Origin of the sequence: Lentzea atacamensis (genome assembly GCF_003269295.1) — a bacterium.
Lineage (GTDB): Bacteria > Actinomycetota > Actinomycetes > Mycobacteriales > Pseudonocardiaceae > Lentzea > Lentzea atacamensis.
Genome location: NZ_QLTT01000010.1, coordinates 170,693 through 195,631, shown reverse-complemented (window position 1 = coordinate 195,631; position 24,939 = coordinate 170,693). Strand labels below are relative to the sequence as shown.

At 67.5% G+C, this 24,939-nt stretch carries 18 protein-coding genes; 7 read left to right on the top strand and 11 right to left on the bottom strand.

The window, feature by feature from the left end; genetic code table 11:
- Positions 1 to 802: 802 nt before the first annotated feature.
- The 5 genes from C8D87_RS36220 to C8D87_RS48255 all read right to left on the bottom strand — a co-directional run bounded on the left by C8D87_RS36220 (position 803) and on the right by C8D87_RS48255 (position 7,250).
- Positions 803 to 2,818: an NACHT domain-containing protein gene (locus C8D87_RS36220; protein ID WP_146771967.1), complete on the bottom strand. Its 2,016-nt coding sequence runs from the start codon at positions 2,816 to 2,818 to the stop codon at positions 803 to 805.
- A gap of 75 nt (positions 2,819 to 2,893) precedes the next feature.
- Positions 2,894 to 4,387 carry a discoidin domain-containing protein gene (locus tag C8D87_RS36215; protein ID WP_170166715.1) on the bottom strand — a complete coding sequence of 498 codons (1,494 nt, stop codon included), beginning with the start codon at positions 4,385 to 4,387 and terminating at the stop codon, positions 2,894 to 2,896.
- A 161-nt stretch (positions 4,388 to 4,548) separates the two neighbouring features.
- Positions 4,549 to 4,740, bottom strand: a complete 192-nt coding sequence (locus C8D87_RS36210) for an antitoxin (protein ID WP_112230341.1) — start codon at positions 4,738 to 4,740, stop codon at positions 4,549 to 4,551.
- Between the two features lie 54 nt (positions 4,741 to 4,794).
- Entirely contained in the window at positions 4,795 to 6,570 is a 1,776-nt protein-coding gene (locus C8D87_RS36205) for an FtsX-like permease family protein (protein WP_112230339.1), read from the bottom strand.
- Complete coding sequence (locus C8D87_RS48255) at positions 6,567 to 7,250, bottom strand: ABC transporter ATP-binding protein (RefSeq protein ID WP_233442459.1); 684 nt, start codon at positions 7,248 to 7,250, stop codon at positions 6,567 to 6,569. The genes C8D87_RS36205 and C8D87_RS48255 overlap by 4 nt, the downstream gene beginning before the upstream one ends.
- Positions 7,251 to 7,358: 108 nt before the next feature.
- Here C8D87_RS48255 and C8D87_RS36195 point away from each other — a divergent pair, with 108 nt between their 5' ends.
- The 4 genes from C8D87_RS36195 to C8D87_RS36180 are packed head-to-tail and all read left to right on the top strand — an operon-like array spanning position 7,359 to position 10,189.
- Positions 7,359 to 8,432, top strand: a complete 1,074-nt coding sequence (locus tag C8D87_RS36195) for a sensor histidine kinase (RefSeq protein WP_233442458.1) — start codon at positions 7,359 to 7,361, stop codon at positions 8,430 to 8,432.
- Complete coding sequence (locus tag C8D87_RS36190; protein WP_112230335.1) at positions 8,429 to 9,055, top strand: response regulator; 627 nt, start codon at positions 8,429 to 8,431, stop codon at positions 9,053 to 9,055. The genes C8D87_RS36195 and C8D87_RS36190 overlap by 4 nt, the downstream gene beginning before the upstream one ends.
- Positions 9,056 to 9,115: 60 nt before the next feature.
- Positions 9,116 to 9,445, top strand: coding sequence for a hypothetical protein (locus C8D87_RS36185; protein WP_112230333.1), 330 nt, complete (start codon positions 9,116 to 9,118; stop codon positions 9,443 to 9,445).
- A gap of 51 nt (positions 9,446 to 9,496) precedes the next feature.
- Positions 9,497 to 10,189, top strand: a complete 693-nt coding sequence (locus tag C8D87_RS36180; RefSeq protein ID WP_112230331.1) for a peptidylprolyl isomerase — start codon at positions 9,497 to 9,499, stop codon at positions 10,187 to 10,189.
- 46 nt (positions 10,190 to 10,235) lie between these two features.
- Here the strand turns inward: C8D87_RS36180 and C8D87_RS36175 are convergent, their stop codons facing one another.
- Genes C8D87_RS36175 through C8D87_RS36150 form a run of 6 tightly spaced genes read right to left on the bottom strand, consistent with a single transcriptional unit; the run spans position 10,236 to position 16,892 of the window.
- Positions 10,236 to 10,847 carry a TetR/AcrR family transcriptional regulator gene (locus C8D87_RS36175; RefSeq protein WP_112230329.1) on the bottom strand — a complete coding sequence of 204 codons (612 nt, stop codon included), beginning with the start codon at positions 10,845 to 10,847 and terminating at the stop codon, positions 10,236 to 10,238.
- A 34-nt stretch (positions 10,848 to 10,881) separates the two neighbouring features.
- Positions 10,882 to 12,042 carry an acyl-CoA dehydrogenase family protein gene (locus C8D87_RS36170; RefSeq protein ID WP_112230327.1) on the bottom strand — a complete coding sequence of 387 codons (1,161 nt, stop codon included), beginning with the start codon at positions 12,040 to 12,042 and terminating at the stop codon, positions 10,882 to 10,884.
- 1 nt (position 12,043) lies between these two features.
- Positions 12,044 to 13,129 (bottom strand): CaiB/BaiF CoA transferase family protein, encoded by a 1,086-nt coding sequence (locus C8D87_RS36165; RefSeq protein WP_112230325.1) that lies wholly within the window; start codon positions 13,127 to 13,129, stop codon positions 12,044 to 12,046.
- Positions 13,126 to 14,256, bottom strand: a complete 1,131-nt coding sequence (locus C8D87_RS36160; protein ID WP_233442456.1) for a Glu/Leu/Phe/Val family dehydrogenase — start codon at positions 14,254 to 14,256, stop codon at positions 13,126 to 13,128. The genes C8D87_RS36165 and C8D87_RS36160 overlap by 4 nt, the downstream gene beginning before the upstream one ends.
- Positions 14,257 to 14,266: 10 nt before the next feature.
- Entirely contained in the window at positions 14,267 to 15,364 is a 1,098-nt protein-coding gene (locus C8D87_RS36155; protein WP_211337684.1) for an NAD(P)/FAD-dependent oxidoreductase, read from the bottom strand.
- A gap of 43 nt (positions 15,365 to 15,407) precedes the next feature.
- Entirely contained in the window at positions 15,408 to 16,892 is a 1,485-nt protein-coding gene (locus C8D87_RS36150) for an aldehyde dehydrogenase family protein (RefSeq protein WP_109641054.1), read from the bottom strand.
- An 81-nt stretch (positions 16,893 to 16,973) separates the two neighbouring features.
- Between C8D87_RS36150 and C8D87_RS36145 the strand changes: the two genes are divergently transcribed.
- The 3 genes from C8D87_RS36145 to C8D87_RS36135 all read left to right on the top strand — a co-directional run bounded on the left by C8D87_RS36145 (position 16,974) and on the right by C8D87_RS36135 (position 24,936).
- Positions 16,974 to 17,891, top strand: a complete 918-nt coding sequence (locus C8D87_RS36145; protein WP_112230323.1) for a LysR family transcriptional regulator — start codon at positions 16,974 to 16,976, stop codon at positions 17,889 to 17,891.
- 7 nt (positions 17,892 to 17,898) lie between these two features.
- Positions 17,899 to 18,627: a HEAT repeat domain-containing protein gene (locus tag C8D87_RS36140; protein ID WP_112230321.1), complete on the top strand. Its 729-nt coding sequence runs from the start codon at positions 17,899 to 17,901 to the stop codon at positions 18,625 to 18,627.
- Between the two features lie 159 nt (positions 18,628 to 18,786).
- The gene (locus C8D87_RS36135; RefSeq protein ID WP_233442455.1) at positions 18,787 to 24,936 is read left to right on the top strand and encodes a PA14 domain-containing protein; all 6,150 of its coding nucleotides are present in this window, start codon (positions 18,787 to 18,789) and stop codon (positions 24,934 to 24,936) included.
- Positions 24,937 to 24,939: the final 3 nt, after the last annotated feature.

The following is a 24,939-nucleotide window of genomic DNA, read 5'->3' as shown; positions in this document are numbered from 1 at the left end:
CTCCCCAACCAACTCAAAAGCCGCACTGTTCAACACCACACACCCAGACCCAACCCCAACGATCCGGACAGTCGCCTGCCGCCCGTTGTCCAAGTTGGTGACCCGAATCGAAGTCCCCACCGGCAACGAGGACGAGAACGCCCCAGGCGCGCCGCCAACAGTCGACAACCCGACAGTCGCCCCATCACAAACAACCGAGCCAACCACCCCGGAGGCTCGAACCCTGGCAGCAGAAGACCGTGTAGAAGACTGAACCGGCGCAGGAGCATTTCCCACGATCTCCACCCGAACACGCCGGAGAACGCTTTCCTTCTCACCCTGCCCAGAATCCGACGACCGCAACAACTCGAACGCGGCCCGGTTCACCACAACACAACCGGCAGAAGCCCCGGCAGCGGCACCGTTCGAAACCCGAGGGGCCGCACTGTTCGAAACCCGAGGAGCCACACCGGAAGGAACCCCGGCAACCGCCCGGACAGACCCTTCGGCAACAGCAACGGTCGCAGCCCGCCCGTTGGCCAAGTTGGTGATCCGCAAAGAAGTCCCCACCGGGAACTGATCCGACAACACCCCAGCCGGTCCACCGGACTCGACAACCCCGACGGGCTGCCCGGCGCACACCTCCTTCCCCGCGACCCCGGTCTGCGAAGCAGGAGTTCCAGATCCAGCAAGGGCGAAGGCCGTGCCCCCGACGGCCGCGACGACCGAGACCACCCCGGCGGCCGCGATCCAGCCCTTCGACCAGCGCATGCGCAACACCCGACCCTTCTGTCAGGCCGTACGGCCCGCAGAGAGGGAAGGTTCAACGGCGCGTGGCGCGAACCAGCGCGGTTGGGTCACAAGATGCCAAATGATCCCGCAGCGCCACGTGCGCGAACCGGTACTCGCCGTCGACGCGGGTGAGCAGCAGCCGGTCCTGGGCGAGGTGCAGCAAAGCCTTGCGCCGGAACGACAACTCGCCCAGCGACAGGGGGCGGGTGAGGCCCTCGGCGGCGACCTCGGCGAGTGCGTCGAACGGCCAGACGTAGTCACGGGCGGCGGTCGGCGTCACCAGAAGTCCCAGTGCCACGCCCAGCGCGGTGCCCCAGGATCCGACAGCACCGAGCCCGCCCAGCGCACCGACCAAGCCCAGCATCGGGACCGCCGGCTGGATCCACCACGGCCTCCCCAGCCGCATTCGTTGCTGTTGTCCCGGACGCACCGTGCGCCACACGCGTCCCACCGCGGCCGCGAACACACCGCCCGCCACACCTGCCGAGAAGCCCATCCCCATGCCCGCCAGCACCGCGTACGGGCCGGTCCAGATCATCGACACACCCGGCGCGGCAGCGATCAGCACGGCCCACGGTATGGGCGCGTCACCCGGTACGAAGCCCAGCGCCAGGAAGAAAGCAGCCACCACGACGAACACGTACGCCACTGCGTACGGCCACGGCGTTCCTATGCCGCCCAACCACAAACCGGCAAGCCCGACCAGCAATCCGGCGAACACTCCCGCCAAGAACCCCAGTACGGCAGTCAGGAGGCCGTGCGCGCGTCCGGGCGGATGGAAGACGCGCGGAACCCTGTTCACCAACACGAGCAACGAAGAGGCCGCGACCACGAACACCAACGCGGGCCACAAGCCGAGCTGCAGGCCCGTCAGAAACGCCACGGCACACACGCCACCGGCATATGCGGCAGGCACCGCGCGCACGAACAGCAACCAGAGCGGACGTGTCGGCAGCAGTGGAAGCCACCAACGGCGGTGAGGCATGTGTACGGGCGCGCCGAGGTCTGGCCTGCCCAACCGCGCCAGGAACTTCAGCGCGCGGATGGTCGGGCCCGCGGCGCGCTGGGCGGAAAGCCGTTCCACCACGAAGGAACCGACGAAGTCGGTGCCGATCGTGTCGACCTGACGATCGAGGTGGGTCAGCGCCAGCAGGTTCAGCGCCAGCGGCGAGTCCAGCCGCTCCCAGATCGCCGGCGTCAGGGCTGATTCCAAGCCGTCGAGGCGGGGGCTGACGGAAGCGATGTACTCCAGCACCTGTCCGCGTGACAGCGGTTCCACGTAGACCGACGGCAGGTTCTCGATCGGCTCGGTCGAGCACACCACCGAGGCGAACGGCGCGAGCTCGGACTCGCAATGCGCGCGGTCGATGCGCGGCACCTCGTCCAGCCCGTCGATGAGCACGGCCACTCGCTCGCGGCGCAGCCAGATCGTGCCCGCTGAGCGGCTGATGCCGTAGCGGCGGTTCATCTCGCGCAGCAGCCACGCGGTGAACTCGGTCGGCTTGCGGGTGCCGTACGCGCGCCACGTCGCCAAGTCCACGACAACGGGAATGGGCGCTTCCGGGTCGTTGCGCGCTCGTTCGACCAGCACCAGGCAGAGTTCGCGCAACAACGTCGACCGCCCGCTGCCGACCGGTCCGACGAGGACCATGGTGTGGCCGAGACGGTCGTAGACGGCTTCCAAGTCCGAAGAGGAGACTGCCTCGCCGTCCACGCGCACCGAGAGCCGCGGCTGGCGCAGCACGCCGAGTTTGATCTGTGTCTGGGCGGCCAGGGAGGAGGCGAGCAACGCCTTCACGTGCGCCTCGACGCGGCCAAGGGCAGCGGTGCGGTTGCTCGTCTCGTGGCCGCGCACACGTTCCCAGATCGCAAGACCGATCGCGACGAGCACCATTGCCCCGACGGCGGGCCACAGCCACCGGGCGAACTCGCCGAGCAACCCCGGCACGGCCCCGCCAGTGCTCACGCTGATGGCTGCGGGAAGCAGTAAAACGACGGTGACCAGGCACAACGCCGCCAACGCGGTCAGTCGTGCAGCTCTTGTCACCCCGCTCGGATCCACCTTCACCTCCGCGATCCCGGCGAACGACGGTAACCGGGCCGCCGGGATCGCGGAAGTGACTCAGAGGCGCTGCCAGAGCGAGGCCGCGTCCGGCGGTTCCCAACTGGGGATCGACGTGTGTGCCTGCAGGCACTGATAGTCCAATCCGGCGTAACTCACACGCGAACCAACCGCATAAGCAGTCCCAGATGCCCACGCTGGGTAGGCGCCGCCACCGGGCGGTTCAGTCGATGTGGTGGTTCCGCAGGCGCCGAACACTTCGAACTCCCAGAACGAGAACCCGTACACGGTCGCCCGCTGAGTGCCGTTGAACCTGACGTAGCGCGCGGTACCAGAAATCGCGATGTCCTCCATTCCACCTGAGCCGGTGAACGTGGAATGGGCCTCGCGCCACGTACTGCCGTTGTCGGACAGCTCAATCGAGTACGCCCGTCCGTACGCGACCTCCCAGTTGATCCGCACGCGGGACAGTGCGCGCGAGGACCCGAGGTCGACCTGCCACCAGTGCGGTTCGCTGTGAGCGGAGGACCAGCGCGTCGACGCCGACCCGTCGACCGCGAACGCCGCCGCCTGGTTCCCGCTCTCCACACTGGACGCCGACGTCGGCCGGTTCCGCGACAGCAACGGCCCGCACGTCGGCGGAAGAGTTGTGGTCGTGGTCGGTCCGCCGCCGGAACCCCGTGTCCACACACCCACGTAGTCCACGACCATCGGAATACCCGGCACGATGCCAGGACCCGGTGTCCGCGTGCCGGAGTAGTTGTCGGGGAACTCGCCGCCGATCGCGACGTTCAGGATGATGAAGTACCCGGCGTGCCCGGTCATCGCGTTCCACGTGTCCGCGGGCAGCTGGTTCTGGTTGATCTGGTGGAACAGCTCGCCGTCCACGTACCAGCGCAGCTGCTGCGGTGACGTGGAGGCGTCCCACTCGAACCGGTACGCGTGGAAGCCGCCCTGACACGAGACGCCGGGACACGGACGGCTGTTCGCGATGCCGTTCTTCTCGTTGCACGGCCCGCCGGGCGAGACACCGCAGTGCAGCACGCCCCACACGCGGTTGACGCCGTTGACGTTCTCCATGATGTCGAACTCGCCGACACCGGGCCAGTTCCACCAGTTCCCGCGATACGGCGAACCCAGCGCCCAGAACGCGGGCCAGTACCCCAGCGCCGCGGCACCGGAGACGTTCGGCATCTGGATCCGCGCTTCCATCCGCAGCACACCACCGGTGGGTGCTTTGAAGTTCTGCGCGTTGGTCTCGATGCGTGCGGACGTCCAGTTGCCCGCTCCGTCACGTCGCGGCGTGATGCGCAGGTTTCCGCCGCCGTCGAGCGACACGTTGGCGGGGTTGTTCGTGTGTGCGGCGATCTCGCCGGTGCCCCAGTTCGGTGGTCCGCCCGGATAGCCGTGGCCGAGGGAGAACCGCCAGTTTCCCGTGTTGGGCAACGAGTTCGCGGGTCCGGTGAAGTCGTCGCCGAACACCTGCGTCCACCCGGCAGGGGGAGGTGGAAGCGCGGCGCTGGTCTGCTGAGCGACAGCGGCCAGCGCGCTCACCGTGAGCACGCTGGCCGCTGCCAGAGCGATGGATGTTCGTTGTCGAGTGAGCCTCATTGCCAACCCTCCGAACGAGCGCGTGAGAGCGCTCCCACGGATGATGGTGGCAGGCCTGTCAACGGTGAGGAGGCATCACTTTCCGCGGTACCGGTTTCGTGCGATCACTGCTGCCGATCGCCGAAATTCCGGAGACCTTCCTTGAGCTTGTCCTCGCCCTTGTCGATGTGCTCGCCGTGCTTGCCGCCGGTCTTCTCGTCGGCGAACTGCCCGGCACGCTCGACACCCTGGTCGACCTTGTCCCCGTGCTGGCCGATCAGGTCCTTCGCCTTGTCCTTCAGTTCATCGAAGCCCATGACTGCATCACCTCCCGATGCAATGTGGATACCCGGTCTGGTACCCGGCACACCTCACTGGATCGAGTGAAGTGCTGCCACGGGGCTCACTCGCGCCGCACGACGGGCAGGCAGCAGCCCCGCACCTGCTGTGAGTGCGGTGAGGACGAGCATCACCACGCCGACGGCGACCACGGGCACCTGCAACGGCCATTCGACGCCGAGTGAGATGATCGCGAGCCACGCGTAGGGAATCCCGAGGGCGAGTCCGATCAGCGCGCCGACGATCCCGTACAGCCCGGCCTCGGTCGTGATCAGACGGCCGAGTTCCTTGCGGGTCAAGCCGATCGCGCGCAGCAGTCCGGACTCGCGGGTCCGTTCGAGCACCGACAACGCCGTGGTCGAGCCTACTCCCACGACCGCGATCAACATGGTCAGGAACAGCAAACCGACCGCGATTGCCACCAATGTGGTGAACCGGTTCTGCTGGACCAGGCGGCGTTCGCTCAGCTCCTCGACCTCGAAACCCGCCGGCACGCGTTCCTTCGGGCCGTTGGCGAGTGCGCCTACCGGATCATCGTCCACATCGGACGCGTGGAGCAGCGCGCTGCCGAGCGGAACACCGCCGAACACGGTGGCCGCCACCGTCATCTGCACGCCGTTGACGTCGACGTGCGATCCCGCCGCCACTCCGAGGCTGCTCGCGGTGTGGGTGGAGAGGACGATCTCGCGCGGGCCCATGTCGGCCAGCGTGCCGGTGTCGACGCGGAAGTCCTCGAGGTCACGGAGCTTGGTCAGGTCGAGATCGGTGCCGCGCATGGTGAGCCGCCCGTTCACCGTGATCTCGGTGCGCCGGTACGGCAACACGTCGGTGAGCCCGGCCGCCCGCAGCGCCGCCGCGTCGACCGGTCCGATGATCTCCAGCTCCGCCGGGTACGCGCTCGCCATCTCGGCTTTCCCGAGGCCTTGCAACGTGTTCGCGCCCGTCAGCGTCGCGATGATCAGGCTGACCCCCAGCGCCACCACCGCGGTGACGGACGCGGCCCGGCGTGGCGCACCACCCACCCCGTGCACCGCCAGCGACCCGATCGTGCTGCGCCGCAACGGAACGCTGATCATCCGCAGCACCGGCGCGATCAACGCCGGCCCGAGCGCGATCAACGCGCCGAACGCCAACGCGCCGCTGATCGTGGTGCGCAGCAACAGTTCGTCGGTCATCCCAGCCGGCCGCTTCTTGGTGGCGAGGCCGTCCGCCACGACGCTGACCAGCAGCACGCCCGCACCCGAGGCCATCAGAATCCCGAGCGCCCAGCGCAGCCCGCCGATCCGGCTCTCCGTGTCCTGAACGGCCGAGGTGCGCAGTGCCTCCAACGGCGAGACCTTGGCCGCCGACCACGCGGGAGCCAGCACGGCCAATGTCGTCAGCACGAACGAGCCCGCGACCACGATCAGTGCCGGCATCAGCGGAAAGCCGGGCGCCGGGAGACCGGCCAGTGGCACGAGCTGCCCGGCTCCGGCCGCCAGCGCGACCCCCGCGATCGACGCGAGCAACCCGACCACAGCTCCCTCGACGACCAGCCCGCGCGCCAACCGGGCCCGAGTGGCACCGATCGCCCGCAACAAAGCCAGTTCACGCATCCGCTGCGCGAACACGATCCGGAACGTCGAAGTGGACACCAGCGCCGCCACGATCATCGCGACCGTGACGAACGCACCGAGCAACGCGAACACTTCGACCAACTGGGCGGCCTTGACCGCGAGCGCGCGTTCGGTGATCTCCTTCGCGAGCACCGTCGAGTAAGCGAAGAACGCCGCGATCGTGATCGACAGGACGGGCAGGAACCTCCTCATGCCGCGACCGCCTGCACTACCCGTCCGTCAGCCATCCGCACGACGTGGTCGGCGTACGAGGCGGCACGGTCGTCGTGCGTCACCATCACGATCGTCTGCCCGAACTCCCGCACCGCCTGCCGCAGCAGGTTCAGCACGTCCGTGGACGACGTGGAGTCCAGGTTCCCGGTCGGCTCGTCCGCGAAGATCACCTCAGGCCGCGTGACCAGAGCGCGCGCCAACGCCACGCGCTGCTGCTGCCCGCCGGACATCTCCGACGGCCGGTGCGCGAGCCGTGGAGACAGCCCCAGCGCCTGCACGAGCTGCCGAAACCAGGCGCGGTCGGCGCGCCGACCGGCCAGGTTCAACGGCAGCAGGATGTTCTCCTCGGCCGTCAGCGTCGGCAGCAGGTTGAACGCCTGGAAGACGAACCCGATCCGGTCCCGGCGCACCCTGGTCAGCGTGTTGTCCGAAAGCCGTGTCAGATCCTTCCCGCCCAGCAACGCCGCGCCGGACGTGGCCGTGTCGAGCCCGGCCAGGCAGTGCATCAGGGTCGACTTCCCGGACCCGGACGGCCCCATGATCGCGCTGAACGCGGCAGGCGGGAACCCGGCGGTCACCCCGTCGAGTGCTCGAACCGCGGTGTCGCCGGAGCCGTACACCTTCACGAGGTCGACCGCGGCGGAAGCAAAGTTGTTCACATGACCAGCAAAGTCCGGCACGCAGCCGGAAACCTCCGTCCCGAGCGGGGTCTGCCTCTGCCTTTCGGCCGATCTGCGGACCGTGCCCCCGTGCCTAAGGTCATGGCCATGCTCTGGAGGTCCGGCGCGATCGCCGCACTGGTCGTCACCGCGTTCGTGGACGCCTACTACGGCCTGTTCAACGCACCCGGCCTCTATCCGTGGACCGGTTGGGCCGCGTTCGGCTGCATCGTGCTGGCCTCGTTCGCCTGGCTGCGTCCCCACCGGGCGCTGGCCGCTCTCGCCGCGACCGCGTGCCTCACGTTCACCGTGGTCAACCCGCTCGAAAAGGAGTTCGGTCTGGCCGAGGGTCTGGCGCTGACCGGTGTCCTGGCCGTCACCACCCATCGGGCCAGGTCGTGGTGGGACGCGCCGCTGGTCGGCCTGATCGGCGTCGCGCTGGTCACCCAGCCCCTGCGGTTCCCGCTCGGCAGCACCGAGCTGACCCTGGCGATGGGCCTGCTGGTGGTCGCCACCGGCGTGCTCGCGGTCGTCGGCTACGTCCGCCTGCTCGACAACGTGCGGGAGAAACAGGTCGCGGCCGTCAAAGCCGAGCAGAAGACCGAGTTCGCCAGGGACCTGCACGACTTCGTGGGTCACCACATCACCGGCATGGTCGTGCTGGCCCAGGGGGCGAGCCGGATCGTCGAACGCAACCCGGCGCAGGCGAAACAGGCACTCGAACGCATCGAAGAGGCCGGCGGTGAGGCGATGACAGCCATGCGCCGCATGGTCGGCATGCTCCGCGACGACGTCCCCGTGGCGCCGGTCGCGGGCATCGTCGACATCGAGCCTCTCGTCGAGGCCGAACCGCGAGCAACCCTCGAAGTTCACGGCGACACCGGCGTCTTGCCGATCGAGGTCGCCAGCTCCGTCCACCGGGTGGTCATGGAGTCGTTGACCAACATCAGGAAACACGCCCGGGAAGCGACCAGAGTGGACGTCCGGATCCAGGCCACACCGGACTGGGTCACCGTCAGGATCGCCGACGACGGCAAGCCCGCGAGGCAGGGCAACGGCTTCGGCCTCATCGGACTCGCCGAACGCGTCCAGGCGCTCGGTGGCAGGATCAAGGCGGGGCCCGGCATCGACGGCGGCTGGGTCGTCGACGCCGCACTCCCGACCGGAAAGGCGACCGCGTGATCAGGGTTCTCGTCGCGGACGACCAGGCGATGGTGCGCACCGGGTTCGGCATGATTCTCGGAGCCGAGCCCGACATCGAGGTCGTCGCGGAGGCACGGGACGGCGTCGAGGCCGTCGCCGAGGCACGCCGCACCAAGCCGGACGTCGCGCTGATGGACATCCGCATGCCCCGCATGGACGGACTCGAAGCGCTCAAACAGATCGCGAACGAGGTCCACGTCGTGGTGTGCACGACGTTCGACCACGACGAGTACGTGCACACAGCGCTGAAGAACGGTGCGTGCGGGTTCCTCCTGAAGGACGCCGGCCCCAACCTGCTCATCGAAGCGGTTCGTGCGGCCGTCACAGGCGATGCGCTCATCAGCCCGTCAGTCACCGTTCGGCTGTTGCAGCACATGAACTCGCCGACACCCCATCAGCAGCACAACCTGTCCGCGCGCGAGCTCGACGTCGTGAAGCTCGCGGCCGTGGGCAGGACGAACGCCGAGATCGCCCAGGAGCTGTTCATCTCGATAGGCACGGTCAAGACGCACCTGGCGAGCGTTCAGGCCAAACTGGACGCCCGCAACCGCGTCGAGATCGCCGCCTGGGCGTGGGAATCCCGCCTGGTCGGCCAAAAGTAGGACCCACAACCCGTCCGCGGACAGAAGTGTCAGCGCGAGCCGATCACCAGAATTCGAGCCATGAAGAAACTCCTCCTGCTGATTCCCGCGCTGGCGCTCACGGCGTGTGGCCAGAAGAGCTACACCTACGAGGCGTTCTACGACGTCGAAGGCACCGGCAAGGCCGAGATCTCGCTCAGTGTCCCCGGCGGCCACTCCTACACCGAAACCGTTGACCTGCCGGTGAAGAACCGCGCGATGCTGGCCAACGCACTCGGCAAGATCACGCTGAGGGTGACGTCGGACAACCAGGTGACCTGCAGGCTCCGCGTCGAGAAGGAAAAAGAAATTTCAACCGCCGGCAAGGAGACGACCTGCGAGTACGAGATCACCGAGGACACCGACAACTGAGTGATCCGTTAAACCTTGCCGGACTGCCACCAGCTCCACTAGGAAACGCGCATGAGGCGAATCGCAGCTGGTCTGGCAGTGGTGGCAGTGGCCGCCGGACTCATGACGACCGGAACAGCGTCCGCGCAGCCAGAAGCACGGCCCGACTGCGGTTACACCGCGACGCCGGAGGAACCTCCTGCCCGTCCGGTGTCCATGCCGCACGACCCGTGGTTCACCAAGGGCAAGGTCCTCGTGAAGGTCAAGACGAACCAGGGCGACATCCCGCTGCTGCTCGACCGCACCAAAGCGCCGTGCACCGTGCACAGCTTCATCCACCTGGCACATCGTGGCTTCTACAACCAGACCGAGTGCCACCGCCTCACCGCGTACCCGACGCTGAAGGTGCTGCAGTGCGGCGACCCGTCCAACACCGGTGAGGGCGGCCCCGGCTACAAGTACGCCGACGAGCTGCCGACCGACCTCAAGCCCGCGCCGAACGACCCGACCGGCCTGCGCCGCATCTACCCGCGCGGCACGCTCGCCATGGCCAACGCCGGCCCGGACACGAACGGCTCGCAGTTCTTCCTGGTGCAGACCGACAGCATCCTGCGCCCGAACTACGCGGTGTTCGGCCAGATCCTGCCCGAGGGCCTCAAGACGCTGGACAAGATCGCGGCCGGTGGCATCGCGGGGGAGAACCCGCTGGACGGCCGGCCGAACCTCAAGTCCGAGCTGAAGTGGGTGTTCCCGCTGGGCGTCTAGTGGCGTGGCCCGGAACGTCGCCCAGCCGACGTTCCGGGCCAAGCCACTAGTGCGCCGCCCAGCCCGACAACGCGCCGTAGAACGCGTCCGAGAGCCGCCGGACCACCTGTTCGTCAGGTAGTCCGGCGGCATTCGTCAGGTCGATGATCTCCCGCGGGTCGAACAACGCGTTGTGCAGAAACCGCGCCACAGAAAGCAAAGCGTCCGGCAACGCCAGGTCGATCAACACGCCGTGCAGGGCCCGGTCCCACGCCTTGCACGACAGCGTGGTCAGTGCGTCAGCGGACTGCAGCCGTTCCAGAAACCCGCGCCGGGACCAGAACCGCACGATCACCGGGCCGTGCACGTTCTGCAGCTTCACCCAGCGCGCGACCTGGTGTTCGAACAACTCCTTGCCGGTCTTGCGACACCGTTCGCCGTGCTCGATCAACGACGCGATGACGTCCTCGTGATAAGCCACCACGAGCGCTTCCACGGACGGGAAGTGGCGATAGGCCGTCGCTTGCGAAAGCGCCGCTTTGCGCGCGATGGACTGCATCGTCGCCGTTTCTGGTTCAGTCCGCAGAACGTGCGTCGCGGCATCCAGCAAACGTTTGCGGTTGCGGCGCGCATCGCTGCGGCTGCTTGTCTCTTCCGGCAGAACGTCCTCCCACCCCACGAACCCGTTGCGGCCTGCAGGATAGGACGAAGGATCATCGGAATGAGGCGATTCCGGTCAACGCGTGGCCGATGGATAGCAGGTGGATGTCCGAAGTGCCCTCGTAGGTGAGAACGGATTCCAGATTGTTGGCGTGACGCAGTGGCGAGTACTCCAGCGAGATGCCGTTCGCGCCGAGGATCGTCCGGCTTTCCCTTGCGATCGCGATGGCCGCCTCGACGTTGTTGTACTTGCCGACGCTGATCTGCTCCGGCTTCAGCGTGCCGGACTCCTTGAGCCTCGCGAGGTGCAGCGCGAGCAGCATCGCGTTGTTGACCTGCACGGACATGCCGGCGAGCTTGCGCTGCGTCAGCTGGAACGCGGCGATCGGCTTGTCGAACTGGATGCGCGTGCCCGAGTAGCTGAGCGCCGCCTGCAACGAGTCCCGCGCCGCGCCGACAGCACCGAACACGATTCCGAACCTGGCCTCGTTCAGGCAGGAAAGGGGAGCGCGCAAGGAAGTCGCGAGCGGCAGGCGCGCGCTGTCCGGCAGCCGCACGTCCTCCAGGACCAACTCGGAGGTGACCGATGCTCGCATCGACAACTTGTGCTTGATGTCCTGGGTCGAGAATCCCGGCGTGCCGCGGGGGACGAGGAATCCTCGAACTCCCTCCTCGGTCTGCGCCCACACGGTCGCGACGTCCGCGAGGCCGCCGTTGGTAATCCACATCTTGGTGCCGTTGAGCACCCAGTCCGACCCGTCGCGCACGGCTCGCGTGCGCATTCCGGACGGGTTCGAGCCGAAGTCCGGCTCGGTCAGCCCGAAGCAGCCGATCGCCTCACCCGCGGCCAGCCGCGGCAGCCACTCCTGCTTCTGCTCCTCCGACCCGTACTTCCAGATCGAGAACATCGACAGCGAACCCTGCACCGACACGAAACTCCGGATGCCGCTGTCCACTGCCTCCAGCTCCAGGCACGCGAGGCCGTACGCCAGCGCCGAGGTCCCCGCGCACCCGTACCCCTCGAGGTGCATGCCGAGCACCCCGAGCTTGCCGAGTTCCCGCGCGAGCTCGCGCGGCAGCACGCCTTCCTCGAACCAGGAGGCGATGTGCGGCCGCACGTGATCGGACAGGTACGCCGCGACGGTGGCCTGGATGTCGCGCTCCTCGTCGCTCAGCAACGACGGGATGTCCAGCAACTGCAACGGGTCCTGCACTTCACTGCTCCAGCTTCGGCGGGCGCAGCCGGTAGGTGACCGGCGTGCGCGAGAGGCGGATGGGGTTCGCGACGAGCGTCATGTCGCCGATCGTCGCGGTGGGGTTGAGGTCCAGCGACTCCGCCAGTGCGAACGCGTGCGCGATGTCGTTCACCGGACCACACGGAACACCAAGGGGCGTCAGGGTTTCGAACCAGTGCTGTGCCGGACGCGTCCGCAGCCGCGCCGACAGCGCCTCGAACAGCTCGTCGACGTGCTCGACCCGATCCGGGTTCGTGAGGAACCGCGAATCCGTGGCCAGCTCCGGCACGTCGAGCACCGAGCACAGCCGGCGGAACTGCCTGTCGTTGCCGACAGCGAGCACGATCGGCTGGTCGATCGTCGGGAACACCTCGTAGGGCGCGATCGACGGATGCCGGTTGCCCATCGGCTGCGGGATCGAACCGGCCAGCGTGAAGCCCGCGCTCTGGTTCACCATGCTGGACAACAACACCGACAGCAGGTCCAGCTCGACCAGCTGCCCCTGCCCGGTCGCCTCCCGATGCCGCAACGCCGCCAGGATGCCGACGCAGGCGTGCAACCCCGTCAGGACGTCCACCAGCGCCACCCCGGTCTTCACCGGCTCCTGCGGACCGGGCCCGGTCACGCTCATCAACCCGCCCACGGCCTGCACGAGCAGGTCGTAGCCGGGCAGGTCGGCGCCCTTGCCCGAACCGAACCCCGAGATCGAGCAGTAGACGAGGTCGTCACGCCCCAACGACTCGTAGTCCAGCCCGAACTTCTTCATGGTGCCCGGTTTGAAGTTCTCGACCACCACGTCCGCCCGCGCGATGAGCTCGCGCGCCTGCTCCCGGCCTGCCCGCGTCGACAGGTCGATCTGCACGGACGTCTTGTTCCTGTTGACGGACAGGAAGTACGTCGCCTCGCCCTCGAAGTGCGGCGGACCCCACGTGCGGGTCTCGTCGCCACGACCGGGCTGCTCAACCTTGATCACCTCGGCGCCGAGGTCGCCCAGCATCATCGTCGCGTACGGCGCGGCCAGCACGCGGCTGAAGTCCGCGATCACGACACCGTCGAGCGAGCTCATGCGACCCGCCCCCGCAGCTTCATCGCGGTCAGCACGCGTTCCTGCGCCAGCTCGCGCGCGGCCACGTGTGTCGTGGTGCCACGATCCCGGGCTTCCGCGACGATCCGCACCGCGTTCGCCCTCAGCTTCTCCGACACCGCGTCCAGCACGGTCGCGGGGTTCACCGGGAAGGGTGAGTACCGCGCGTCCATCCCGAACGCCGCCGCGACCACGCCGCCCGCGTTCGCGATGAAGTCCGGCACCACCGTGATGCCGCGCGCGGCCAGCACCTCCTGCGCCGCAACGGAAGTCGGCAGGTTCGCGCCCTCGACCACCAGGGTGGTGTCGAGCTCGCCCGCGAGATCCGCGTCGATCACGTCCTGCATCGCGGCCGGCACCAGCACGTCGCACGGCACCCGGAGCTCGGCATCCAGCGCCTGCACCGGCCCGTACTCCTTGACCGCGAGATCACCGGACGAAGCCCGCAGATCCAGCAGCCGCGCCACATCCAGGCCGTCGGGATCGACCAACGCGCCGTGCACCGACGACACGGCGACGACGACAGCGCCGAGTTCGGCGAAGCGTCGGGCCGCCGCGGCACCAACCGCGCCGAAACCCTGAACGGCGACGCGCTTGCCGCGCAGCGAGCCGTTCACCGCCATCAGTTCGTCCGCCACCTCGGCCACGCCAAACCCGGTGACGCCCAGCTCGTCGTACGGAAGACCGCCGAGTTGAGCCGGTGCGCCCATCATAGCGCCGCGGTCCGACAGTTCGTCCTGGACGATCGCGGCGTCCCGTTCGGTGAGGCCCATGTCGAGCCCGAGCACGTACTCGCGCGGCACCTCGTTGGAGAGCTTGCGAGCGAATGCCCGCAGCGCCGCTTCCTTGTCGGGAGAGGAAGGATCGAAGACGATCCCGGCCTTCGCCCCGCCGAAGAACAGGTCGACCCCGGCCCACTTCCACGTCATCACGCGCGCGAGACGGGCGATCTCGGTGACGGTCACGCCGGGGCTCATCCGCGTACCGCCCTTGCCCATGCCGCGTGCGGTGTTGTCGATGACGAGCACACCCTTCATGCCGGTGCGCCGGTCGGACACGCAGACGACCTTCTCTGGGCCCCATTCGTCCATGAGCTGAAGAACGTCCATCAGCATTCCCTCACACGCAGTTGAGTTCGGGCCGCGCCTGGTCGGCGGCGAACCGGGAGGCGTCCAAACTGGACACGTCGACGAAGGGCTCACGATCCAGCACGAGGTCGCGCACGACCTCGCCCACCGCGGGCCCTTGCAGGAAGCCGTGCCCGGAGAAACCGGTGGCGTAGAAGAACCTGCCGACGGAGCCGATCAACGCGTTGTGGTCGGGCGTCACCTCGTACAGCCCGGCCCACCCGTTGCGCACGCCCACGTCCAGCAGCCGCGGCGCCCGCCGTCCGATCGCCTCGGTGAGGCGCGGCAGCCACGCGTCGGACATGTCCAGCTTGAAGCCCGGCGTCTCGTCCGGGTCGGACATGCCGAACAGCAGGCCGGGGCCCTCGCGGTGGAAGTAGAAGGTGCTGCCGAAGTCGATGGTGAAGGGCGTCACCCGATCGTGTAGCTCCGGCATGGGCTCGGTGAACATGACCTGTCGCCGCAAGGGAGAAACCGGCAGGTCAACGCCCACCATCTCGCCGATCGAACGCGACCAGGCACCCGCCGCGCAGATCAAAGTCCCCGTCGAAACCTCGCCGCGGTCGGTCTGGACGCGAAAAGTGTCAGACCCCGTCCCTACGATCGCTTTCACGGTGGTTCTGGTGTGGAAACGGACACCGAACCGGCGGGCCGCGGTGGCATAGCCGAGGACCACGGACTCAGGAGTGCAGTGTCCGTCGTCCGGCGAGAAGGTCGCCGCGAGCAGGCCGTCCGTTTCGATCAGCGGCGACATCCGCTGAGCTTCCTCGACAGTCAGCATGCGACTGCGTACGCCGAGGGAGTTCTGGAGGTCGACGTTGCGCTCGAACGCCGTGACGTGTTCCCGAGTGGAAAGGAGGAACAGGTAGCCGACCTGGTGCAGATCAATCTCCTGCCCGGGACGCTGCGGAAAGCGCTGGAACGCTTCGAGTGATCGGGCGCCGAGCCTGATGTTCAGTTCGTCGGAGAACTGGGCGCGCACTCCACCCGCTGCTTTGCAGGTGGAGCCGGAACCCAGCTCATCCCGCTCCACGACAACGACATCCCGGACGCCTGCCTCGGCGAGGTGAAAGGCGATGGATGTGCCCATCACCCCGCCGCCGATGACGACGACCTCGGCCTGACTTGGCAGCTCAGCCGAGCCGGTAGTCAAGGTTCGCCTCGATCGCGAGCGTGTCCATCTGCGCCTTCTGCAGTTTCCCGGAGTAGTCCCAGTTCATGGACTGCCAGCGGGTGAACTGGTCGAGCACCCACACGCCCGACTGCCGGGAGCCGTTGCCGCTCTTGCCGTTGCCGCCGAACGGCAGGTGCGCTTCGGCCCCGGACGTCGAGTTGTTGACGCTCACCATGCCGGCGGAGATGCCGGCGCGGAACCGGAAGGCCTTGTTCGGGTCCGTGGTGTAGATCGAACACGACAGGCCGTAGCCCGGCTTGTTGCCGAGCTCGATCGCCTCGTCCAGGTCCGAGTACTTCATGACGCCGACGATCGGCCCGAACGTCTCCTGGAGGAACAGCTCGTCGTCGGCACGCACACCGGAAACGATTGCGGGGTGGTAGAAGAGACCGTTCTCCCCGGTGAAGCCCTTGCGGGGGTTCGAAGCCGTGATGCGGCCGGTCGGGCCGTGCACCGTGTGGTGCTCGCCGATCCAGCCGAGGTACTTCTCGTACGCCAGGGCGAACTTCTCGTCCAGCAACGGTCCATAGAGGACATCACCGGTCGGGTCGCCCACGGTGGCGCCGGAGACCGCCTCGGTGAACCGGGACAGGAACTCGGCGTACACCGACTCGTGCACGATCGCCGTGCCGAGCGAGGTGCACCGCTGGCCCGCGGAACCGAAGCCGGCGAACAGCGCGCCCTGCACGGCCAGGTCCAGGTCGGCGTCCTCGGTGACGACCATCGGGTTCTTGCCGCCCAGCTCCAGGCACGGCGTCTGGAGGTGGCGTCCGCAGAGCTCGCCGATCCGCACACCGACCTCGCTGGACCCGGTGAACCCGACCTTGTCGACGAGGCCCTGCTGCAGCGCCTGCTCCAGGCCGTCGAACGTCTCCGTCCCCTCGGCGAAGACGATCTCGAACACCCCGCCGGGGATGCCGGCTGCCTGGAACACGTCGTAGAACGCCTGGGCGGACGCGGCGGAGTACTCGGCGGGCTTCCACACGACCGAGTTGCCGCACAGCAGCGCGGGCACGATGTACCAGGACGGCACGGCGACGGGGAAGTTGCCGGCAGTGATGATCGCCGCGACACCGACCGGGTTGCGGAAGGTGAAGAGCTGCTTGTCCGCCATCTCCGACGGCACGGTGTGCCCGTAGAGGCGCCTGCCCTCGCCGAGGAAGAAGTTGCAGGTGTCCACGATCTCCTGCACCTCGCCGCGTGCCTCCGCGATCGGCTTGCCGATCTCGCGGGTCACCAGCTGGGCGAGCGGCTCGAAGTTCGCCTCGACGAGCCGGCCGATGTTGCCGATGACCTGTCCGCGCACGGGTGCGGGCACGCGAGCCCACGCGCGTTGTGCCGCCTTGGCCCGCTGTGCTGCGTCGACGAAGGTGCGGCTGGTCCCGAGCTCGATCTCGGTGACCACGTCGGAGGTGTTCGACGGGTTCGTGGAGACATAGGGCATGCACCCACCCTGGTAGTTACCCGGTGGTTCCGCCAGGGGTTGCAGAATGAAACCTCGCGAGGTCGAGCATAAGCTGACCTGATGCTCAACCCGGTGCATCTCCGCACGCTCGTCGAGGTCGTGAAGACGGGTTCGTTCGCCGAGGCGGCCCGCCGTCTCGGCTACACGTCGTCGGCCGTGTCACAGCAGATCTCGGCGTTCGAACGCGCTGTCGGCGTGACGCTCTTCGAACGGGAGGCGCACTCGATCAGGCCGGCCAGTGCGGCGCTGCTGATCGCGGACCGGGGTGGTGAGCTGCTGGCCGCGTTCGACGGGTTCGAGCACGAGGTCAAGGCGATGGTGCAGGGTCTGCGCGGGCGCCTGCGCATCGGCACGTTCCCCACGGCGAGCTCGCGGGTCGTGCCCAAGGCTCTGGCGAAGCTGTCGGCCGACCTGCCGGACGCCGAGATCCTTCTGGACGAGGCCGAGCCGGAGGACGTGCTGCCGCTCGTGCTGACCGGCGAACTGGATCTCGCGCTGGTGTACGCCTACGACCTCGTCCCGCGCACGTGGCCGGAAGAACTGACGGTGGTGCCGTTGCTGGAGGAATCACTGCTGGTCATGGTTCCGGCCGATCATTCGGCAGCGAAAAACAACGTCAAACTCGAAGATCTCAAAGACGAACGCTGGATCGCGTCGCGCGACGGCACGTCCGGCGCCACGTGTCTCACGCGGCTGTGCGCGGCGTCGGGTTTCGCGCCGAGAATTGCTTTCCGTAGCAACGACTACGAGGTCGTGCAGTCGCTCGTGGCGGCCGGTGTCGGTGTCGCGCTGGTGCCCGCGCTCGGCTACAAAGCGCTACCCGGCACGCACGCGATGCCGTTGCGGCACAAGCCGTTGCGCAGGCACGTGCACGTTGTCCACCGCACGGCGAATACCAACCCGTTGCTGCGTGACGCGGTAAACGCTCTCCGTGAAGTCTGTGAAAACGCTGTGGGCGGCTACATAAATCCGCCATGATGGAGAAATGGGGGAACTCAGCAGCGATGGGGCGCTGGCTGGGATCCGGGAGTGGGGTTCGCCGGATCTTCGTGCGCACATCAGAATTTTGATCGACAGCAACGAACCAGGTGTCGAGGAAATCATCCTCGGCAGTCTCGACGACGCGGGCCCGGCACGCCCGCTGCTCTGCCGCGTCCTTGCGGAACGTGATCCTTTCCGGGACCCGGAATACGCGCTCCGTCATTTCTACGCCGAGACCGACGGCCCGGTCCGCCGTCTGCTCGGGCACGAGGTCTACCGCAGCCCGTGGGTGTGGCTCTACGGAATCACGAGGCTGCGCAAGGCGAATCCGGTCGAACGCATCACGTCCGACGCGACGCACTGGCTGGCGACTCGTCGGCAGATAGCCGTCACCGCGCTCGGTGACACCGCCGACCCGGCTGCCCTGCCGCCGATCATCGGCCGCCTGCGCGACCCGAAGTGGTGGGTTCGCATCGAGGCCGCGGCAGCGATCCGCCGGCTCGCGAAAGCGGGCGTCCAGGTCGGGCCGGCAGCGCAGGCGTTGGTGGGTTGCCTGCACCACGACCGCCAAGAGGTGATCGAACAGGCGGCTGCCGCACTGGCGCTCCCGGCCTTGCGCGAAGACCTGCTGCACGCGCGGGCAACGTTGATGCCTCTGGCCGGCGCCGTCGTCGACAACGCCCTCGACGGCGTGCTCGCACCGCTGTTGCTGCTCTGGCCGGGCGAAGAGTGATGCACAGAGTGTGATTCCCCGCCCACGGAGCTCAAGTTAGCCTGAACGGCCCATTGCTCACATATGTCCGGGTTCGGCATGCTACGGCGCGTCAACGCTGGGGGGCGTGTGGGCGGCGGAAGCTCACGTCTCTCCCCATAAGCCTGGGGGATACACCTGATGACGCGTCGCGATGCGGCGCGATCTTCCCGTGCTCGAAGAGCACGGGGGATCGCGGCTGCCCTCGTAGCATCTCTGACCTTCTCACTGGCGCAGGCACCCGCGTTCGCGGCGCCTCCGCCCAAGTCCACGGCGATCGATCCGACCGCACTCCCGGTGCTCAAGGGCGCCGAGGTCAAGCAACCACCGATCCAGCCCGCCGACCCGAAGGCGGACTTCACGCCGCTGATGGGCACCGGCAAGAGCAGCTTCGACCCGCAGAAGTCCAAAGTGGTCTCCAGCTCGACGTTCGTCGACGAGTACGAGAACCCGGACGGCACGCGGACGATCAAGCAGTCGACCGAGCCGCGCAACGTCAAGGACGCGCTCGGCAACTGGCGCCCGGTGGACACCACCCTCGTCGCCGACACCCCGACCCGCCGCGTGAAGGCGAAGGCGCACCCGCTCAAGCCCACGCTCGGTGGCGCCGCGGACGATCCGTCGCTGGTCACCGTCGAGGTCGACGGCCACAAGGTCACGCTGGCGCCGGAGCAGAAGCCGGCCAAGGACCGCAAGGTCAAGGTGACCGAGAAGATGGCGGAGTACTCCGACGTCACTCCGGACACCGACCTCACCTACGAGGTCACTCCCGGCTCTCTCAAAGAGACGATCAAGCTCAAGAAGGCGCCGTCCACCAACAAGTGGCGATTCACCCTCAAGACCGGCGCTCTCACCCCGGTGGTGACCGGGCAGCAGACGGTCGAGCTGCGGGACGCGAGCGGTGCCCCGAAGATCGTCATGCCGCCGATCGTCACGTGGGACTCGGCCGGTGACGGTGAGACGAAGCCACCGGCCATGACCGGCGGCACCTACACCGTCGAGAAGTCCGGCAAGGACTGGGTGCTCACCGTCGCGGTGGACGAGGCGTGGCTGAAGGACTCCAAGCGCGTCTACCCGGTCAGCGTCGACCCGACGTTCACCTACGGCGTCGCGTACTCGGAGTCGTACAAGTCCGACGGCTACTGGTGCAGCAACTGCAACGTCCAGTTCGGCAACGTCCAGGACAACGGCGACAAGTACTGGCGTTCCGCGATCCGGTTCAACTACGAGAACCTGTACGGCAAGCGGATCGTCGGTGCGAAGCTGGACCTGGCGAACCAGCGGACACCGGGAAGCCCGGACAAGACCTGGCCGGCGAACCTCTACCACGCGTCTGCCATGGACTTCAACGGTCTCGGTGGGCATCTGGCGAGCGGCTTGGTGGGGCAGGTCGGCACGCTGACCGGCGACAGCCTCGTCAGCTTCCTGCAGCACATCGCCGACATCAAGCACATGGCGACCTTCATGGTCACCGGCCACGAGGCTCCCGGTGTCTGGACGTACAAGTACGCCACAGCGACGCTGACCGTCGACACTGGTTCCGCGCCACCCGCACCGACCCTGGTCGGCCCCGCCGACCACAGCGTGATCACCAACACGACGCCGACCCTCGAGGTCAGCCCCGTCAGCGACCCGGATGGCGAGCAGGTGAGGTACTGCTTCACCGTCGCGACCGGCGCGGACGCGAAGTCCGGCGTCGTGGTGGACTCCGGCTGCCTCGACACTCCGAAGTGGACGGTTCCGTCCGGCGTGCTGCAGGACGGTGTCGCCTACACGTGGCAGGCGAAGGCTGTCAGCGGTGCCACGTCGAGGATCCCGAGTGCGGTGTTCCACCTGAAGGTCGATCAGCGCATCGGCAACAGGGGACCGGCTCCGGACGACACCATGGGGCCGATCTCGGTGAACTTGGCCAACGGCAACGTGACCACGTCCATCAAGTCACCGACGTTCAACACGGTCGGTGGCCAAGCGGGTCTGTCGATGACCTACAACTCGCAGCAGCAGGAGCAGAAGGGCCTGCGGGCGTCGTACTTCCCGGACCTGTCGCACAACGGCGAGATCAGCCCGCAGCAGGAGCCGGTCCTCGTGCGCACCGAGCCGCAGGTGAACGTGGACTGGGGTGACACGTCACCGTTCGCGCCCGCGCTGCCGAAGGACTGGTTCGTCGCACGGTGGGAGGGCTACTTCCAGGCACCGGCGACCGGCACCTACCAGTTCGCCGGTGTGCACGACGACCGGCTGCGCGTGTGGATCAACGGCAACTCGGTCTACGACCAGGGCTGCTGCAGCGACGTCAACTGGGGTGTCGCGAAGGAGGTGCAGCTCACCGCCGGCCAGCGCGTGCCGATCAAGGTCGAGCTGGCCGAGGTCGGTGGCTGGGCGTACCTGCGCCTGTTCACCCGCACGACCGACGGCACCACCGTGCCCGCGCAGATCATTCCCGCTGACTGGCTGCACTCCTCGGACCTGCCCGCGCTGCCGAAGGGCTGGATGCTGAGCGCCGACCTCGACGGCACGGGCTCGACGTTCACGGAGGCGAAGGTCACCGACCAGAACGTCGTGCTGACCGACGCGTCCGGTGCCAAGCACACCTGGACGAAGAAGTCGACCGGTGGCTACACCCCGCCGGACGGCGAGGTGGGCACCCTGGCGATGGACACGGCAGGGCGCATCACGCTGACCTACGGCACCGACGTGTACGTGTTCAACTCGGCGGGCAAGCTGGAGTCGCAGTCGAGCGCCGTCGACACCCGCAAGCCGGCCGCGTTGCAGTACATCTACGACGGCTCGCCGTCGCGGTTGAAGGAGATCAAGGACCCGGTCTCGGGTCGTTCGCACAAGCTGTACTACAACCGGCCGGGTGACGACTGCTACGCGGGCGCCACGCCTCCGCCGGACGCGGAACGTCTGCCGCCGTCGCAGATGCTCTGCCGCATCGTCTACTGGGACGGCACCCAGACGAAGCTGTTCTACTACCGCGGACATCTCGTTGCGGTGGAGGACCCGGGTCGTGAGATGACCCAGTTCAGCTTCACGTCCAACGGCCTGCTCGACGGCATGCGGGACAGCCGCGCCGCCGACTGGGTCTCGCAGGACCACGCGAACCGGAACACCGACGCGGCGAACTACATCGTTCACTACTACGACCACACGGCGACCAAGCCAGTGGCCCGGACGATCTACCAGCCGTACACGACGCATGGCGAGGAACGCGGCTACCACTCGTACCGGTACGACGCCGCCGCAAAGACGTCGTTCGTGGACATCGCGGGGCTCAACCCGGTCATCGGGTTCTCGCGCAAGGTGGTCTACGACGACGCCTTCCGGTTGTTGTCCAGCACGGACGCCACCGGCAAGACGACCTCGCAGACGTGGAGCGTCAAGGATCAGCTGCTGACCTCGACGGACGCCGCCGGACGGGTGTCGACCACGTTGTACGACGCGCAGGACCGCCCGACCGACAACTTCGGTCCGGGTCCGGCGTCGTGCTTCAACGGCCAGGAGCTCAAGGCGGAGTGCGCCGCCACCGTTCCGCACTCGAAGACCGCCTTCGACGAGGGACTCAACGGTCTGGCGGTGTCGTTCTACGACAACAAGGACATGGTCGGGACACCGAAGGTGTTCCAGACCGGCCTGGCCGCTGACGGAACGTTCGCCCGCAACTGGGGCGAAGCCGTGCCGGTCACGGGCATCCCTGCGGACGGCTTCTCGCTGCGGGCGACCGGCGACATCGTGTTCCCCGAGGCGGGCAACTACAAGCTCCGCGTCGTGGCCGACGACGGTGTCCGCGTGTGGGTCGACGATGCGATCGTCATCGACGACTGGATCGACACTGGTGCCAAGTGGCGGGAGGCGACGGTCAACAGCCCGTCGGCCGGCGCTGCCAAGAAGATCCGCGTTGAGTACTACGACCTCGGATCTCTCGCGCAACTCGAACTGCACTGGACCACGCCAGGCGGTACCCAGCAGGTCGTGCCCGCGGCGGGGATGAAGCCGAAGTACGGCCACACCACGTCCACCACCAAGGGAGAGTCCCTCGGTCTGCAGCCGCAGGTCTCGTCCAGCAAGTTCGGCGAGAACGGGCTCGACGCCGCCTACGGTCTGGTCACCACCACGACTCAGAAGGGTCAGTCGGTCAAGACCACGTACGAGGCCGTGGGCACCGGTTACCTCCGCAAGATCGCTGAGACCTCGCCCACAGGCGCTCAGACGACCTTCGTCCACTACGGCGACCGGGAGACGCGGGACAACCCCTGCACCCCCGAGGTGGAGGCGATCAACCAGGGTGGGCTCGCCAAGCTCACCAAGTCTCCCGCTCCGGCGACTGGTGCGGCGCGTGAGGACGAGCAGATCTTCGACGCGTCGGGTCGCGTGGTGGCTCAGGGCACCGCAGGCAAGTGGACGTGCACCACGTACGACGAACGCGACCGGGTCGTCCAGGTCAAGCACCCCGCGAGCGCCTCAGCGGGCGAGCGTGTCGTGACCACGAACCACGCGGTGAACGGCGATCCGCTCGTGTCGAGCGTGACGGACCACAACGGCACCGTCACCACCAAGGTCGACATGATCGGTCGCACGGTCGAGTACACCGACGTCCACGGCGTTCGCACGGAGAGCAAGTACGACCGTGCGGGCCGCTTGGCGTCGCAGAAGGTCAACCTGCCGCTCAACCCGGCGCAGACCGTCGTCAACACCTACGACGACGCGGACAGGCTCCTGACCGTGTCGCTCGACGGCTCCCTGCTGGCCACGTCGACCTACGACGCGGCGGGTGATCTGAAGTCGGTGGCCTACGCCAACGGTGCCTCGTTGGCCGCGATCGGCAAGGACGGTCCTGGTCAGATCACGTCGCTCACATGGAGGACCAAACAGGGCGCCGAGATTCCGACGACCGTGACGCGCACCCGTGCGGGCACGATCGTCGACGAGACGCTCAACGGCTACGACGCCGGACCCGGCGGCCACAACTACATCTACGACACGGCTGGAAGGCTCACCAAGGCGGTGGTCAACGGGCACAAATACACCTACGACTTCACGTCCGCGGTGGAAGGGTGTCCCGCCGGTTCGGTCGGCAACGCCGGTCTGAACACCAACCGTGTCAAGCTGATCGACGAGACGGCCGCCGGTACGCAGACGACGAACTACTGCTACGACGGCGCTGACCGGCTGCTGGCCACCACCGGTGCGAACGCGGTGTCCGGCATCAAGTACGACGACAGCGGCAACACGACCGAGTACACGGTCAACGGTTCCACCACGCACCTGTCGTGGGACACGGCGGGCCGCAACATCAGCGCTCGTTCGGTCGGCGCGGACCCCGCCGCCGTCGCGTACCAGCGCGACGCCGGCGATCGGATCGTGCGCCGCGGCGTGGAACAGGGCGATGACCAGAAGGTCGTGCTGTACGCCCACACCGCGGACGGTGACACCGCAGACCTCGTGCTCGGTGAGGACAAGAAGCTGTTGACCCGCTCGATCACGCTGGCCGGTGGCGTACTGCTGACGATCAGCGGTGACAGCCGCACGTACGACCACCCGTCGGTGCGCGGCGACATCATCCTCACCACGGACGGTGCGGGCGGCCAGGTCGGCCAGCTGCGGCACTACACGCCGTTCGGTGAGCCGATCTCCAGTGACGGCAAGGTCGACACGGATGCCGTGCCGGACAACCAGCCCGGTCAGATGGACTACGGCTGGCTGGGACAGCACCAGCGTCCCTACGAACACGCCGGAGCGTTGTCGCTCGTGCAGATGGGTGCCCGTCCGTACAGCCCGCTGCTCGGCCGGTTCCTGTCCGTCGACCCGGTCGAGGGCGGGTCCGCCAACGACTACGACTACGTCAACGGCGACCCGGTCAACGCCAACGACCTCGACGGCAGGTGTCCGCCGTGTCTCTTCCTCGCCGTGGCAGGGCTTCGCATCGGCCTGCCCATCCTCGCCCGCTTCGCTGTCCGGCAGGGCGTGAAGTGGGGAGTCAAGTGGGCTCCCCGGATCTGGGGCGGCATGAAGTGGACCGGTCGCAAGGTCGTCGCGGCCGGCAGCTGGATCCGGACCACGGCACCGAAGGTGGTGACCCGGGCCAAAGGCGTCTTCAAGAGCGGAAAGGAACGCTTCCAGGCCAGCAAGGCGGGGAGGCTGTACAACAACATCAAGTACCACCCGCGCGTGCAGAGATGTAAAGCGAACATGACACTGATCAAGGAACGCACGCTGGGGACCGTCAACTCCCCTTATGTCAGGATGGCCATATCGGGCATCGGATGTGCGATGGGGTTCTTCGGACGATGATCG

Bases quoted from the DNA above. Each gene is read 5' to 3' on its own strand.
- C8D87_RS36195 (WP_233442458.1), top strand. From the start codon at position 7,359: ATGCTCTGGAGGTCCGGCGCGATCGCCGCACTGGTCGTCACCGCGTTC.
- C8D87_RS36140 (WP_112230321.1), top strand. From the start codon at position 17,899: ATGGGGGAACTCAGCAGCGATGGGGCGCTGGCTGGGATCCGGGAGTGG.
- C8D87_RS36135 (WP_233442455.1), top strand. From the start codon at position 18,787: ATGACGCGTCGCGATGCGGCGCGATCTTCCCGTGCTCGAAGAGCACGG.
- C8D87_RS36165 (WP_112230325.1), bottom strand. From the start codon at position 13,129: ATGAGCTCGCTCGACGGTGTCGTGATCGCGGACTTCAGCCGCGTGCTG.
- C8D87_RS36150 (WP_109641054.1), bottom strand. From the start codon at position 16,892: ATGCCCTATGTCTCCACGAACCCGTCGAACACCTCCGACGTGGTCACC.
- C8D87_RS36205 (WP_112230339.1), bottom strand. From the start codon at position 6,570: ATGAGGAGGTTCCTGCCCGTCCTGTCGATCACGATCGCGGCGTTCTTC.
- C8D87_RS36185 (WP_112230333.1), top strand. From the start codon at position 9,116: ATGAAGAAACTCCTCCTGCTGATTCCCGCGCTGGCGCTCACGGCGTGT.
- C8D87_RS36155 (WP_211337684.1), bottom strand. From the start codon at position 15,364: ATGGGCACATCCATCGCCTTTCACCTCGCCGAGGCAGGCGTCCGGGAT.
- C8D87_RS36180 (WP_112230331.1), top strand. From the start codon at position 9,497: ATGAGGCGAATCGCAGCTGGTCTGGCAGTGGTGGCAGTGGCCGCCGGA.
- C8D87_RS36160 (WP_233442456.1), bottom strand. From the start codon at position 14,256: ATGGACGTTCTTCAGCTCATGGACGAATGGGGCCCAGAGAAGGTCGTC.
- C8D87_RS36145 (WP_112230323.1), top strand. From the start codon at position 16,974: ATGCTCAACCCGGTGCATCTCCGCACGCTCGTCGAGGTCGTGAAGACG.
- C8D87_RS36210 (WP_112230341.1), bottom strand. From the start codon at position 4,740: ATGGGCTTCGATGAACTGAAGGACAAGGCGAAGGACCTGATCGGCCAG.